Raw genomic sequence first — 13055 nt, 5'->3', positions numbered from 1 at the left:
CAGCCCATCGACCTGAGGTGAGCTATGCCCCATTCCCTTCCCCTGATCACCACGCTGGTGGGATCACTCGTTCTGGCCTTTATCTTCGGCATGCTGGCTCATCGCCTACGACTATCGCCCATGGTGGGTTACCTGATTGCCGGAGTACTCTGCGGTCCCTTCACTCCAGGCTATGTCGCCGATGGCGAAATAGCGCCCGAGCTGGCTGAACTCGGGGTGATCCTGCTGATGTTTGGCGTCGGGCTGCACTTTTCACTCCAGGATCTGATGGCCGTCAAACGTATTGCCGTACCCGGCGCTATTGGTCAGATTGCCATCGCCACCCTGCTGGGGGTCGGTTTGGCCAGCCTACTCGGCTGGCCCCTACTGGCGGCCAGCGTCTTCGGCCTCTCCTTGTCGGTGGCCAGTACCGTGGTACTGCTGCGTGCTCTGGAGGCGCGCAACATGCTGGAGTCGCCGGAGGGTAAGATTGCGGTAGGCTGGCTGATTGTCGAGGATCTGGTGATGGTCTTGGCACTGGTCCTGCTGCCGTTGCTGGCCAATCTGACCGGCGATGAAGCTCAATCCCCGACCCTGTCCCATCTGCTCGGCGAGGTGCTACTGACGCTGGGCAAGGTCGCCACCTTTATCATCCTGATGATCGTGGTTGGCCGTCGCCTGATCCCCTGGATCCTGGCGCGCAGCGCCGCGACAGGCTCGCGCGAACTGTTCACCCTGGCCGTGCTGGCCATCGCCTTGGGGATCGCCTTCGGTGCCGTACAGCTGTTTGATGTCTCGTTTGCCCTGGGTGCTTTCTTCGCCGGTATCGTCCTCAATGGCTCGGAGCTGAGCCACAAGGCTGCCAATGATTCACTGCCGCTGCGCGATGCCTTCGCGGTGCTGTTTTTTGTCTCGGTGGGCATGCTGTTCAATCCGGCGATCCTGCTCAATGAGCCATTAGCCGTGGTCGCCACCTTGCTGATTATCGTGCTGGGTAAATCCCTCGCCGCCTATGGCATAGTGCGGCTGTTCGGCCATGATCGCCGCACCGCCCTGACCATCTCCGCCAGCCTGGCGCAGATCGGTGAATTCTCCTTTATCTTGCTGGGGCTAGGTATCACCCTGGAGCTGCTGCCCACCCAGGCACGGGACATAGTGCTGGCGGGCGCCATCCTCTCCATCCTGATCAATCCGTTTCTGTTTGCCTGGCTGGATCGCCGCGCCAGCCAGCCCCAGGAGCCGGACACCACGACCAGCGATACCCTGGGGCCACCCGGCCCCGAAGCCATGCCGGAGGTAGATATTCCGCTGCAGTCGCACGACCATGTGATCCTGGTCGGCGGCGGCCGGATCGGCAGCCTGGTTGCCCAACGCCTGCAACAGAACGAGATCCCGCTGGTCATCGTCGAGCTGGATGCCCAGCAAACCGGACGCCTGCGGGCTCAGGGGCATACCGTCATCCGCGGCAATGCGGTGTTACCGGACACCCTGAACCAGGCAGGAATTGGCCAGGCGAGAGCCCTGATTGTGGCCATCCCCAACAGCTTCGAGGCGGGTGAGATCATCGCCAGCCAACGGGCAGGCAATTCGTTGCCCATACTGGCCTGCGCCTATCTGGGTGAGGAGGTGGCCTGGCTGGAGAAGCAGGGTGCCACTCAGGTGGTCAATGGCGCCGCCGAGATTGCCAGCCGGCTGATTGCGCTGCTGCCGACGGCAACGCCCGACTCGACGCCAGACGATAGCCCACGGGCGGCATAAAAAATCGCCCACCGCTCCCAGAACGGTAGAATCACATTGACAAGCATTAGCTGAAACGGGTTTAATGCGCGCCACGCCCGGATAGCTCAGTCGGTAGAGCAGCGGATTGAAAATCCGCGTGTCCTTGGTTCGATTCCGAGTCCGGGCACCACATACAAAAAAGGCCTCACAGCAATGTGAGGCCTTTTTGCTATGCGCGTCTGGTCGAAAACTGGCACCTTCCGGTCGGCCTGGACTGCGCGGTGACCGGAGAACTAGAAACGCCTTCACTCCTTGACTGTTATGAGTGGCGAATCAAGGCTCTCGCCGATAGAGTTTTAAGAACGGTTTCTATCGCAACCATTCAGCGGCTAAGATTCTTGGGGCAATTCACAGAGTATTTCGTTATGTATACATCACCATCAAAAAAGCCCTTCGCTTGCCCGGCCACTGCCTATAGCCTGCTCATCATTCTCTTGATTGCGATGGCCATGTGGTTGACCTACGATTTTTGGCGCGAACGAGAACGCACGCTCGAAGAGACCTCACGCCTAGCCATGCACAAAAGCCAGCTCATCAGTAGTCTGTTTGGTGATACGTTTATTGCGGCTGACTATGTATTACGCGATGTCACTGATCACATCGATATGGCCATTGCAAACCAATCTCCCTTGGCCGATCTAACACCACTACTCGAAAAAAAACTGGCGACGGTACCTGCGCTCACTCAGTTAGCAATTCTTGATGAAAATTGCATATTCACAGCCATGGGAAAACGAGTGAATTTGCTATTCAAAAAAAGTAACCAGAGCTTTTGCCTGACCCCAAATCAAACCACTGGGACCAATTTACATGTCCAATACATGCCGGCAGAAAAATCTGCAAATGGTAAACCCGTAGTTCTGATGTCTCGGGTTATTTATTCGAAGCAGGGCAGAATTCAAGCAGCCGCCATGGCGGTCATCGAATTGGATTATGCCCAACATTGGATCGAAACATTCGCCGTCAACAGGTACGACGTGCAGACCATTATCGATAGAGAAGGCGTTGTTATCGCTCGTAACCCCGCACGACTAAAAGACTTGGGAAAGCGCACCGTTGCCCCTCTCGGCCAACCCATGTTCGAACATGTAAACGGCACTATGACGTTCACCGCGACCTCTCCGCTTGATAACCGGGAACGCATATTTGGTCTGAGCCGACTGGAACACTTCCCGTTCATAACTATTGTTGGCTATGACAAGTCCTCTGCACTCAAAGGTTGGCAACAACGCGCTTGGCAATTCGCATGTGGCTACATGGTGCTTGCCTTGCTATCCATCGCCTTCTTGCGGACCCATCTAAAAACTGTCGAACAGAGTCGGACTTTAAATATTCTTGCCACCACAGACTCACTCACTGGGATTGCCAACCGTCGTTACCTTTTTAGGTGCGGTGAGCAAGAAACTGTCCGGGCCATTCGTTATAAAAAGCCTCTTGCAATATTGATGATCGATATAGACTGCTTCAAGAAAATTAATGACCATTGGGGGCACCCGATTGGCGATCGCGTTATTTTTAATATTGCGAAGCAATTACGAAATATGTTGCGAAACACCGACATCTGCGGCCGTTTAGGCGGTGAGGAGTTCACCGCAATTTTGCCAGAAACAGATGTACAAGGCGCGGTATCGCTAGCAGAACGTTTGCGTGTTGCCGTTGAAAAATCCGACGATGCGAAGGCCGACGATGACCAAGTTATTCGCCATACCATAAGCATTGGTGTTGCATCTTTACGACCTGAAGACTCAAGCTTTGAAGCGCTGTTGCAACGCGCAGATTTTGCACTCTATCAAGCTAAGGAGTCAGGCCGTAATCAGGTTGCCGTTCATGATTCTCATGAGTAAGAACTTAATACCGGAAAGTGGATTACCGGCCATCCTATTGGTTCCATTTACTTGTGAGTGGCAAATCGATTATTAATTTTCAGCTCTGATATTTTCGTTGAAAAATAACAATCCCCCGCGCTAACCCAAACGCCGGCACCAATATTTAACCAGAACAAGCATTGTTCCCTATTTCACTTATAAATGGCACGCCATGAGAACTGAAAAATAAAACCATATCAATTTAATTAACGACACTGAAGATTCGATTTAAATAAACATGAATCCATAGATAATCCAAATAGAATATCGCCATATCTAACTTGTTATTATTCGACGCAATTGGTCAGAGCAATATCACAACTCACTATTATCTGGATATATGTTCTACATTGTTATTCCGAATAGCTGGTCGCTCACCACAGCGACAGGGTAACGCCAGGGATCCCTGCAGCATCAGGGCGGGCGCAACGGAACCCCTCACCTGAGCCACGACAAGTAAACATTTTGTTGATCTTTCAACTTTATGTTGATAGCTTGCCGTTATTGCGCCTGCGCGCTCCACCCATCAGCCGAGTCTTATCACATGCCCAACAACCATCCCCTGCCCGAAGCCGAACGTCTGGACCTGAATGCCGAGCGGCAACTGGTGTTCACTGTCTTGAGCAGCGTGGTGAAGACCGTCGGCAGCATCGTCGGCAAGAATACCGAAGTGGTCCTGCACGATTTGACGAACCCTGAGCACTCGGTGGTCGCAATCGCCAATGGTCATATCACAGGGCGCGTGGTCGGCAGCCCGGTGCTGGCAGGACCCGGCCAGGATCTGGGCTTCAATGCCGTGGTCCAGACCCCGGGGGAAACCGCCAGCCCGGAGCCCGTGGTGCTGGAGAACCCTGTAGTACTGGAAAACTATGAAACCCGACTCGCCTCGGGGGCGGTACTGCACAGCGCAACGGCTATCTATCGGGATAGTCACGGCACGCCCTTTGCCGGGTTTTGCATCAATGCCGATCTCTCGGGTCTGCACGCGGCACGCGCCTGTCTCGACCAGCTGCTCGGCACCAGCAGCGTCACCGAGGTCAAGAGCATCGAGCAACCGGATATGGAATTACTGATGGCCGAGATTATCCAGTCCGCACTCAGCACCACCGCCGCCAGCAATAGCGCCATGAAGAAACAGGCGAAGCTTGACGCCGTACGCCAGATGCATGAACGGGGCATGTTCATCGTCAAGGGCGGGATTGAGAAGGCTGCCGCCGCCCTCGGCGTCAGCCGCTACACCATTTACAACTATCTGGATGAGATCAAATCGACACCGACCACCCGGACGGCCGAGCGGTAACGACGCCGCTCGGAAGAGCTCCCCCTGATAACCCAGCATGAGTCAATCCAGCATGAGCCAATCCATTATCCGCTATCCCACTGAATTGCCCTTCCCGTTTGCCAAAGCGGTCGCGGCCAATGGTTTTTTGTTTCTCTCGGGCCAGGTCGCGATGGATGACAGTGGCAACCCGCGGTTCGGGGATGTTCCGACCCAGACCCGCCTGATCCTGAACAATCTGCAACGGACGCTGATCGCCTGCGGCGGAGCCTGGGAGCAGGTGGTGAAAGTCACGGTCTGGCTTTCGGATATGGCCCATTTCGCCGCATTCAATCAGGAGTATCAGCGCCATTTCCCGGCGGGATTCCCGGCTCGCTCTGTGGTCAGTTGCCAGCTGGCGTTTGGGCTGGACGTCGAGATCGAGCTGCAAGCCTGCACCCATCAACCATCCACGTCACCCCGGAGCCATGCCGATGCCCCTGCACATTGAAACCCCATATGTTGAATCTCGCGCCTTGAGTGAGCGCAGCGAACGCTCCATCTGGCTGAAATTCGAGTCCGCACAACCCTCTGGCTCCTTCAAGCTGCGCGGTATCGGCCATGCCTGCGAGACCTATTATGCGCGGGGTGCCCAGCGCTTTATTTCGTCCTCTGGTGGCAATGCAGGGCTTGCCGTGGCGTACGCCGGACGGCAACTGGACGTCCCGGTGATCGTGGTGGTGCCTGAAACCACTCCGGCTCGAGCCAGGGAGTTATTGCGGTTGGAGCAGGCCGAGGTGATCGTGCACGGCGCCTCCTGGCAGGAAGCCAATGCCTATGCCCAATCGTTACTGGCTGCGGGCGATGCGTTCCTGCATCCCTTTGATGATCCCCTGTTATGGCAAGGGCATGCCTCCATGATCGATGAAATAGCGCGTAGTGGTCATAAACCCGATGCGGTTGTGCTCTCAGTCGGGGGCGGCGGCTTACTCTGTGGGGTGGTGGAGGGCTTGCATCGCAATGGCTGGCAAGATATCCCCGTGCTCGCCGTCGAGACCGAAGGCACCGCCTCGCTACATGCCGCGCTACAGGCCGGTCATCCGGTGGAGCTGGCTGCGGTGCGCGGTGTGGCCACCTCGTTAGGTGCACGACGGGTCTGTGATCAGGCGCTGATCTGGGCTCATTCCCATCCGATCCAGGCCCTGCAGGTGTCGGATCCCGCGGCGCTGGGGGCTTGTGAACAGTTCCTTACCGATCACCGTGTGCTGGTCGAGCCCGCCTGCGGTGCGGCTCTGTCGGTGGTGTACGATGGGCACCCAGTGCTGAATAACTATTCGACACTTGCCGTCATCGTCTGTGGCGGCGCCACCACCACGATCGAGCAGATCCGCCAGTGGGCCGCAGCCGGTTAGCCGGTCGCGCCCGATAAGCCTCCGCGTGCCCAGAGTCAGATTCCGAGTCCGGCCCCCTACAGCACAATGCCCTGCAGCAATGCAGGGCCTTTTTGTTATGACGTCAGGACGAGCGTTTCAGGCCGAAGCCGGGCGCCTTCTGCTCAACCAAACCACCAGTCAGCTCTCGTCTGGCATCACCAGGCGCATGGCTCGGGTTCCAAGTTTCGCTCCTGTGACTTCATCGACCACGACCGGTTTAATTTCTGTGCCGGCCTCGACATCGATAAAACGGCTCATCTTGTCATCGCCCCGATATTGCCGTCCCCATTCGCCGATCATGAACAGGATGGGCAGAAAGTCGCGACCGGCCGCGGTCAGCAGATACTCCTCACGCGGTGGGCGCTCGGAATAACAGCGCTTTTCCAGCAATCCCTCCTCCGTCAGGCTCGCCAGCCGGCGGGTCAGCATAGTCGGCGCTATGCCCAGACTTTTCCGGAAATGGTCAAAGCGCGTGAGGCCAGCATGGGCATCACGCAGGATCAGAATGCTCCAGGCATCGCCCGCAACCGCGATGCTACGCGCGATCGGGCATGGGGTATCGTAACTATTTTTATCGTCCATACTATTTTGATAGTGACTTGATTGTGAATTGATAGTAACGTTGTTGGTATCGATTTGATAGTAACACTCTGACGACCAACAATCCACCCAGCACGGAGATTTCGGACATGGGTTCACACCAGACAAGCATAGCCCCGGCAGCCGCAGCCCCTTCAAGTATCAGCCGGGTCACCCAGACCCAGCGGACAGGGAATGTGACCTGGAAAGAGGTTCCAAATCGCACCATTGACGTGGACGGGACCTCGTTTGCCTATCGAGAGCTGGGCCCTGACTCCGAGGTGCCGGTGATCTTTTTGCACCACCTGATGGCCGTGCTCGATGACTGGGATCCGCGAGTTATCGACGGCATAGCGGCACAACGTCGCGTGATCGCGTTTGACAATCGCGGAGTCGGAGCCTCGGGTGGCTCGGTTCCGCAGACCATCGAGGAGATGGGGCGCGATGCCATTGCTTTTATTCGCGCCATGGGATTCAAAAAAGTCGACCTGCTCGGCTTCTCGCTGGGCGGGGGCGTCGCGCAAATGGTGGTCCTGCAGGCGCCGGATCTGGTGCGCCGGGTGATCCTTGCCGGAACGGGGCCCCGGGGCGGCGACGGTATCGATGAGATCAACAAGATTGCCGTCAGCGCTTACCTCAAAGCGGCGCTCACGCTGAGCGATCCACGGCACTTCCTATTTTTTCCCCGCACGCCAGATGGCAAGCGCGCCGCCAAAGCCTATTTCTCCCGGCTCAAAGAGCGCACGACTCACCGTGACGCCCCTATTTCCCTGCAGGCGCGGTATGCCCAGCTCAAGGCGATCCGCACCGCGGGACTGAGTGTGCCCGATGATCTGTCAGTCATCACGCACCCGGTTTTCGTGGTCAATGGTGACCATGATCTGATGGTCGACAGCAAGCTATCCGCCGACATGGCTCGCCGCCTACCAAATGCCCGACTCACTATCTACCCCGACTCCGGGCACGGCGGCATCTTCCAGCACCATCGGCGCTTTGTGCCAGAGGTACTGGAATTCCTCGCGGATGACGCGGCTCCAACTCGCAAACACAGCTAAGGATGAATGACCCAACCATGAAAGCACTCACCTTCAAACGCTACGGCAAGTCGCCGGAGATTGGACTCGCGGATGTACCCCGTCCCACGCCGAAGGCGGACGAACTGCTGGTACAGGTTCATGCCGTTGGCCTGAATCCGATCGACAACATGATCCCGACCGGCATGTTCAAACCGGTTCTGCATTTTCAACTGCCCGCCACCCTGGGCAGCGATCTGGCGGGCATAGTGATAGCCGTCGGCAGCCAGGTGACTCGTTTCAAGCCTGGCGATGCCGTGTTTGCCAGCATCTTCGACCTGGGCCGCGGCTCGCTGGCTGAATTCGCGGTGGTACCGGAAAGCGCCGCCGCGCTGAAACCGGAAAACCTCGACTTCGTACAAGCGGCATCGATCCCTATGGTCGGTCTCACGGCCTGGCAGGCCCTGAAAGAGCGCGCCCATCTGCAGGCGGGCCAGAAGGTGTTCATTCCTGCCGGATCCGGCGGGATCGGCACCTTTGCGATCCAGCTGGCCAAGCACTTGGGCGCCACCGTGGGCACCACGGTCAGCACCGGCAACCTCGAACTGGTGCGCGACCTGGGCGCCGATGAGGTGGTCGATTACAAGCAACAGCCATTCGAAAACGTGCTGCGCGGCTATGACGCCGTACTGGGCACAGTCCGCGGGGATACGCTTGCAAAAGCCATCGCCATCCTCAAACCGGGCAGCCAGATCGTTTCGCTCATTGGTCCGCTGGATGCCGCATTCGCGCAAGCCAGGGGCTTGAACGTCCTGTTGCGATTCGTCTTCGGGCTGATGAGCGCAAAGATCAGGCGGTTGGCGGCAAAGCGGAAGGTCGCGTACTCGTTTCTCTTCGTTCACCCCGATGGCACCCAACTCACCGAAATCGGCGCCCTGCTGAACGCTCAACGCATCAAGCCGGTGATCGACCAGGTATTCCCGTTCGAACAAGCCAAAGCGGCGCTGGAGTATCTGGCCGAGGGCCACGCCAAAGGCAAAGTCGTCGTCAGGATCAAAGCGCAATGACAATCTGTGTTTGTCGCTCACCCAACCACTCACGTAAAGGATAAATCCATGACCCAACTTCCTACCGTCTTCATCACCGGCGCCTCCAGTGGCATTGGTGCCACCTACGCCGAGCGCTTCGCCCGCCGCGGCCACGACCTGGTGCTGGTGGCGCGTGACCAATCACGCCTGGATACCCTGGCCGAGCGCCTGCGTGCGGAACACCAGGTGGCCGTTGACGTGCTGCCTGCGGATCTGACCAACCCGGCGGAGCTGTCAGCCCTTGAAACGCGCCTGCGGCATGACACTAGTATCGGCATCTTGATTAACAATGCCGGCATGGCTCAATCGGGGGGCTTTCTGGAGCAATCCGCCGAGGCCATCGAACGACTGATCACGCTCAACACCACGGCGTTGACGCGGCTCGCCGCAGCGATCGCACCGCGCCTCGCCCAGTCCGGCACCGGGGCGATCGTCAATATCGGTTCAGTGGTCGGGTTTGCGCCCGAGTTCGGCATGTCGATCTATGGCGCGACCAAGGCTTTCGCGCTGTTTTTGTCACAAGGATTGGATCAGGAGCTATCGTCCAAGGGGGTTTATGTGCAGGCGGTACTGCCAGCCTCGACCCGTACCGAGATTTGGCAGCGGGCTGGCATTGACATCAACAGCCTCCCCGAGGTGATGGAAGTGGGTCAGCTGGTGGATGCGGCACTGGTCGGTTTCGACCGACGCGAGTTGGTGACTATCCCGCCACTGCATGTCGCCGAACGCTGGGATGCACTGGATGGTGCGCGCCAAGGGCTGTTGTCCGACCTGCGGCAAGCCCATGCTGCCGAACGCTATCAGCCTCAAGCCTGAGCACGGCATTGAGTCCGACTCAACATGAATCGAAGACCAAGGAACTCTCTATGAACAGCATGTTATTCACCCCCACCCAATTGGGCAGCTTGCCGCTGAAAAATCGCATCGTCATGGCACCGCTCACGCGCAGTCGCGCCATCGGAAACCAGCCCAATGCGCTGATGGCTCACTACTATCAGCAACGCGCGGATGCTGGACTGATCATTACCGAAGGCACCTCACCCTCGCCCAATGGCCTAGGCTACCCCCGCATCCCCGGACTGTTCAATGACCAGCAGGTACAGGGCTGGCGAGAAGTCACCGATGGCGTCCATCAGGCTGGCAGCAAGATTTTTGTGCAATTGATGCACACCGGCCGGGTCAGCCATCCGGCCAACATGCCAGCTGGAGCCCGCGTGTTAGCACCCTCGCCAATTGCCGTTCCCGGCGAAACCTGGACCGATTCCGCTGGCATGCAGCCTTATCCGGTGCCACAGGAAATGAGCGAGGCCGATATTGCCGATAGCATTGCCGAATATGCAGCGGCGGCGAAACTCGCCATCCAGGCCGGCTTCGATGGTGTCGAACTGCATGCCGCCAACGGTTACCTGATCGACCAGTTTCTCAATACGGCGTCCAATCAACGGCAGGATCGCTGGGGTGGCACGGTGGAGAATCGCATCCGCTTCGCGGTGGAAGTCGCCCGGGCAAGCGTTGCCGCCATTGGCGCCAAGCGCGTCGGCATGCGTATCTCGCCCTATGGCGTCTTCAATGCCCAAGTCGCGGATGCCGAGATGAATGACCTCTACCTGCGTTTGATCGAGGAGTTGAATACGCTTGGTCTGCTCTATATCCACGTGGTGGATCACAGCGCCATGGGCGCGCCGGAAGTCAGCCCGGAACTCAAAGCCCAGCTCCGTGCCGCCTTCAACGGGTACTACATTCTCTCTGGAGGTTACGATGTCGACCGCGCCAATGCAGATCTCGAGGCAAAACGGGGGGATTTGGTGGCCTTCGGTCGGCCGTTTATCGCCAATCCGGATCTGGTCGCCAAGTTGCTGTCGGGACACCCCTTGACCGCGCCAGACGCGGCGACCTTTTACACCCCGGGCGCCGAGGGCTACACCGATTATTAACGGCTGACCCCAGGCTTGCCCCTCACGCTCTCCCGGGCTCGACAGTCGCCTCTAGCGCCATATACAACCAGGCCTCACCGCACAGTGAGGCCTAGTTGCTATAGGCGTCCGGGACTGTTTTGAGCATCACAAAAACTGCGCCGGTACTCGGAAGGGGATGTGCCCAGTTGCACGGAGAATTGCTGCCGCAGGGCCAGTGGCGTCCCGAACCCCACCTCAGAAGCAATCCATTCGATGGACATATCGGTCGTTTCCAATAGTTGCTGGGCAAGCGTCACCCGCTCGGCATTGAGCCACTTGATAAACGTGGTACCCGTGGTTTCACTAAATCGCCGGGTAAAGGTCCGCCGACTCATCATGGCGACACGAGCCAGAGCATCCACCGATAACGGCTCGGATATATGCTCGCGGGCCCATGCCAGCACAGATTGCAGGCGGTTTTCACTGGCAATCTGTGGCACCGGACGCTCGATATATTGGGCCTGTCCACCTTGTCGATGGGGCGGTGTGACTAAATGCCGAGCCATCCGGTTCGCCACATCAGAGCCATGCCGCTGCCGTAACAGATGCAGACAACAGTCGATGGCTGCGACGTTACCCGCCGAGGTGACGATATGATCATCCGCCACATACAACACATCGGGACGAAACAAAGTCCGGGGAAAGCGTTGCGCAAATTGTTCTCGCGCCAGCCAGTGGGTTGTCGCTTCACGACCATCAAGTAAACCCGCATCCCCCAGCACAAAAGCCCCCAGGCATAGACCAACAATCACCACTCCTCGGGCATGGGCCCTGCGCAGGAGATCCGTCAGTTCGCTGGGGGCCGGTGTCGCCAGATCGGACCAGGCAGGGACGATGATGATGTCCGCATGGTTCATCGCCGACAGATCGTGCGGTACATCAATCACAATCCCTTGGTCACTGCACACCCGGCCCGGCGTGAGCCCACAGTAGCTCACGTCGTACTCAGGAAAATTAAGGGGCCGATTGACCACACCAAATACCAGAGAAGGCACGCTCATCTGAAATAGGCTGACGCCCTCGAAAGCCAGAACCGCCACACGAGTCGGCGATGCACCCGTCATAAGACCCCCCTTCCGGTGTTGATCACGCCACAATGGCCTAAAACAATCATATATTGTCATTCAGGCCAATGTCGAATTCAAACCCATGCCGCCACACTAGCACTACAAATTCATACCCGTTGGAGCAAACCATGAAACCGATGAACACGATGCGAGCCATCACCCTCCTGCTGGGCCTGGCGGTAGGCAGCACCTTGGCACAGGGTGCAACCAAGACGACAGCACAGCCGGATCCGCAACCGGTGCAAATTCAGCAAATCCGCAACGCCACGGTAAAAATTAACTATGCAGGCAAAACATTCCTGCTGGATCCCTTGCTGGCCAAGAAAGGGGAATACCCCGGTTTTCCCGGCACGTTTCATAGCGAGCGGCGCAACCCTCTGGTGGATCTCCCCATACCCGTCACCGAGGTGATGAAGGGGGTCGATGCCGTTATCGTCAGCCACACCCACCTGGATCACTGGGATGGCGGCCACCACAATTTCATCCCTAAAAATATCCCCCTGTTTGTCCAGCATGCGGCGGATGCAAAACTAATACGCGATCAAGGATTTAAGGATGTCCGTATCCTGGAGGAAGATACCGTCTTTGAGGGCGTTCATCTGACCAAGACCGGAGGACAACACGGCTCGGACCAAATGTTCAGCCATAGCCAGGTTGCGGCTCTGCTGGAACAGGCCATGGGGATCGTCTTCCAGGCTCCCGGGGCAAAAACTGTCTATGTGGTGGGTGACACCATCTGGCGCCCCGAGGTCGATCAGACCTTAGCCAAGTTCAAACCGGAGGTGATTGTGCTGAACGCAGGCGATGCACGTCTGGTTGGTTTTACCGGCTCCATCATCATGGGCAAAGATGATGTGCTCCACGCGGTTCAAGCGGCGCCGAACGCCACCATCATTGCCTCGCATATGGAGGCCATCAACCACATGACCTTGAGCCGAAAAGAGCTGCAGGATTTCGTCAAGCAGCACGGTATTCAGGAACGGGTTCGCATTCCGGCGGATGGAGAAACCATGAAGTTCTGATGGCGAGCGCCCACCTT

General features: G+C 57.7%; 12 protein-coding genes and 1 tRNA gene. 11 read left to right on the top strand and 2 right to left on the bottom strand.

Annotated elements, in window-relative coordinates; translation table 11 throughout:
• The first annotated feature begins 24 nt into the window (after positions 1-24).
• The 6 genes from ybaL (at position 25) to ACZYUB_RS03075 (ending at position 6293) form a co-directional block, all read left to right on the top strand.
• Positions 25-1737: a YbaL family putative K(+) efflux transporter gene (gene ybaL, locus ACZYUB_RS03100; RefSeq protein WP_463945448.1), complete on the top strand. Its 1713-nt coding sequence runs from the start codon at positions 25-27 to the stop codon at positions 1735-1737.
• Positions 1738-1812: 75 nt separating this feature from the next.
• Positions 1813-1888, top strand: a tRNA-Phe gene (locus ACZYUB_RS03095).
• 235 nt (positions 1889-2123) lie between these two features.
• Positions 2124-3602 (top strand): sensor domain-containing diguanylate cyclase, encoded by a 1479-nt coding sequence (locus tag ACZYUB_RS03090; protein ID WP_463945446.1) that lies wholly within the window; start codon positions 2124-2126, stop codon positions 3600-3602.
• A 565-nt stretch (positions 3603-4167) separates the two neighbouring features.
• The gene (locus ACZYUB_RS03085; RefSeq protein WP_463945444.1) at positions 4168-4923 is read left to right on the top strand and encodes a helix-turn-helix transcriptional regulator; all 756 of its coding nucleotides are present in this window, start codon (positions 4168-4170) and stop codon (positions 4921-4923) included.
• 52 nt (positions 4924-4975) lie between these two features.
• On the top strand, positions 4976-5392 hold the full coding sequence (locus tag ACZYUB_RS03080; protein ID WP_463945442.1) for a RidA family protein: 417 nt from the start codon (positions 4976-4978) through the stop codon (positions 5390-5392).
• Positions 5376-6293, top strand: a complete 918-nt coding sequence (locus ACZYUB_RS03075; protein WP_463945441.1) for a pyridoxal-phosphate dependent enzyme — start codon at positions 5376-5378, stop codon at positions 6291-6293. Before ACZYUB_RS03080 ends, ACZYUB_RS03075 begins: the two co-directional genes overlap by 17 nt.
• 159 nt (positions 6294-6452) lie before the next feature.
• Here ACZYUB_RS03075 and ACZYUB_RS03070 read toward each other — a convergent pair whose 3' ends face one another.
• Entirely contained in the window at positions 6453-6896 is a 444-nt protein-coding gene (locus ACZYUB_RS03070; protein ID WP_463945439.1) for a winged helix-turn-helix transcriptional regulator, read from the bottom strand.
• A 107-nt stretch (positions 6897-7003) separates the two neighbouring features.
• Here ACZYUB_RS03070 and ACZYUB_RS03065 point away from each other — a divergent pair, with 107 nt between their 5' ends.
• Genes ACZYUB_RS03065 through ACZYUB_RS03050 form a run of 4 tightly spaced genes read left to right on the top strand, consistent with a single transcriptional unit; the run spans position 7004 to position 10928 of the window.
• Positions 7004-7948, top strand: coding sequence for an alpha/beta fold hydrolase (locus ACZYUB_RS03065; RefSeq protein ID WP_463945438.1), 945 nt, complete (start codon positions 7004-7006; stop codon positions 7946-7948).
• Between the two features lie 17 nt (positions 7949-7965).
• Entirely contained in the window at positions 7966-8973 is a 1008-nt protein-coding gene (locus ACZYUB_RS03060; protein WP_463945436.1) for an NADP-dependent oxidoreductase, read from the top strand.
• 48 nt (positions 8974-9021) lie between these two features.
• Positions 9022-9810: an SDR family NAD(P)-dependent oxidoreductase gene (locus ACZYUB_RS03055; protein WP_463945435.1), complete on the top strand. Its 789-nt coding sequence runs from the start codon at positions 9022-9024 to the stop codon at positions 9808-9810.
• A 50-nt stretch (positions 9811-9860) separates the two neighbouring features.
• Positions 9861-10928, top strand: coding sequence for an alkene reductase (locus tag ACZYUB_RS03050; protein ID WP_463945433.1), 1068 nt, complete (start codon positions 9861-9863; stop codon positions 10926-10928).
• Positions 10929-11026: 98 nt separating this feature from the next.
• Here the strand turns inward: ACZYUB_RS03050 and ACZYUB_RS03045 are convergent, their stop codons facing one another.
• On the bottom strand, positions 11027-12013 hold the full coding sequence (locus ACZYUB_RS03045; RefSeq protein WP_463945432.1) for a GlxA family transcriptional regulator: 987 nt from the start codon (positions 12011-12013) through the stop codon (positions 11027-11029).
• Between the two features lie 131 nt (positions 12014-12144).
• On the opposite strand from ACZYUB_RS03045, the gene ACZYUB_RS03040 reads away from it, so the two are divergent.
• A complete protein-coding gene (locus tag ACZYUB_RS03040) occupies positions 12145-13038 on the top strand; it encodes an MBL fold metallo-hydrolase (RefSeq protein ID WP_463945430.1) in 894 nt (297 codons plus the stop codon).
• Positions 13039-13055: the final 17 nt, after the last annotated feature.

The organism is Pseudaeromonas sp. HNCC25DJ182, from assembly GCF_055413365.1.
This window is presented reverse-complemented; position numbering and strand designations above follow the sequence as displayed.

Excerpts from the sequence above, each read along its gene's own strand:
- ACZYUB_RS03080 (WP_463945442.1), top strand. The coding sequence starts at position 4,976 with ATGAGCCAATCCATTATCCGCTATCCCACTGAATTGCCCTTCCCGTTT.
- ACZYUB_RS03045 (WP_463945432.1), bottom strand. The coding sequence starts at position 12,013 with ATGACGGGTGCATCGCCGACTCGTGTGGCGGTTCTGGCTTTCGAGGGC.
- ACZYUB_RS03050 (WP_463945433.1), top strand. The coding sequence starts at position 9,861 with ATGAACAGCATGTTATTCACCCCCACCCAATTGGGCAGCTTGCCGCTG.
- ACZYUB_RS03085 (WP_463945444.1), top strand. The coding sequence starts at position 4,168 with ATGCCCAACAACCATCCCCTGCCCGAAGCCGAACGTCTGGACCTGAAT.
- ACZYUB_RS03090 (WP_463945446.1), top strand. The coding sequence starts at position 2,124 with ATGTATACATCACCATCAAAAAAGCCCTTCGCTTGCCCGGCCACTGCC.
- ACZYUB_RS03065 (WP_463945438.1), top strand. The coding sequence starts at position 7,004 with ATGGGTTCACACCAGACAAGCATAGCCCCGGCAGCCGCAGCCCCTTCA.
- ybaL (WP_463945448.1), top strand. The coding sequence starts at position 25 with ATGCCCCATTCCCTTCCCCTGATCACCACGCTGGTGGGATCACTCGTT.
- ACZYUB_RS03075 (WP_463945441.1), top strand. The coding sequence starts at position 5,376 with ATGCCCCTGCACATTGAAACCCCATATGTTGAATCTCGCGCCTTGAGT.
- ACZYUB_RS03055 (WP_463945435.1), top strand. The coding sequence starts at position 9,022 with ATGACCCAACTTCCTACCGTCTTCATCACCGGCGCCTCCAGTGGCATT.
- ACZYUB_RS03070 (WP_463945439.1), bottom strand. The coding sequence starts at position 6,896 with ATGGACGATAAAAATAGTTACGATACCCCATGCCCGATCGCGCGTAGC.
- ACZYUB_RS03040 (WP_463945430.1), top strand. The coding sequence starts at position 12,145 with ATGAAACCGATGAACACGATGCGAGCCATCACCCTCCTGCTGGGCCTG.
- ACZYUB_RS03060 (WP_463945436.1), top strand. The coding sequence starts at position 7,966 with ATGAAAGCACTCACCTTCAAACGCTACGGCAAGTCGCCGGAGATTGGA.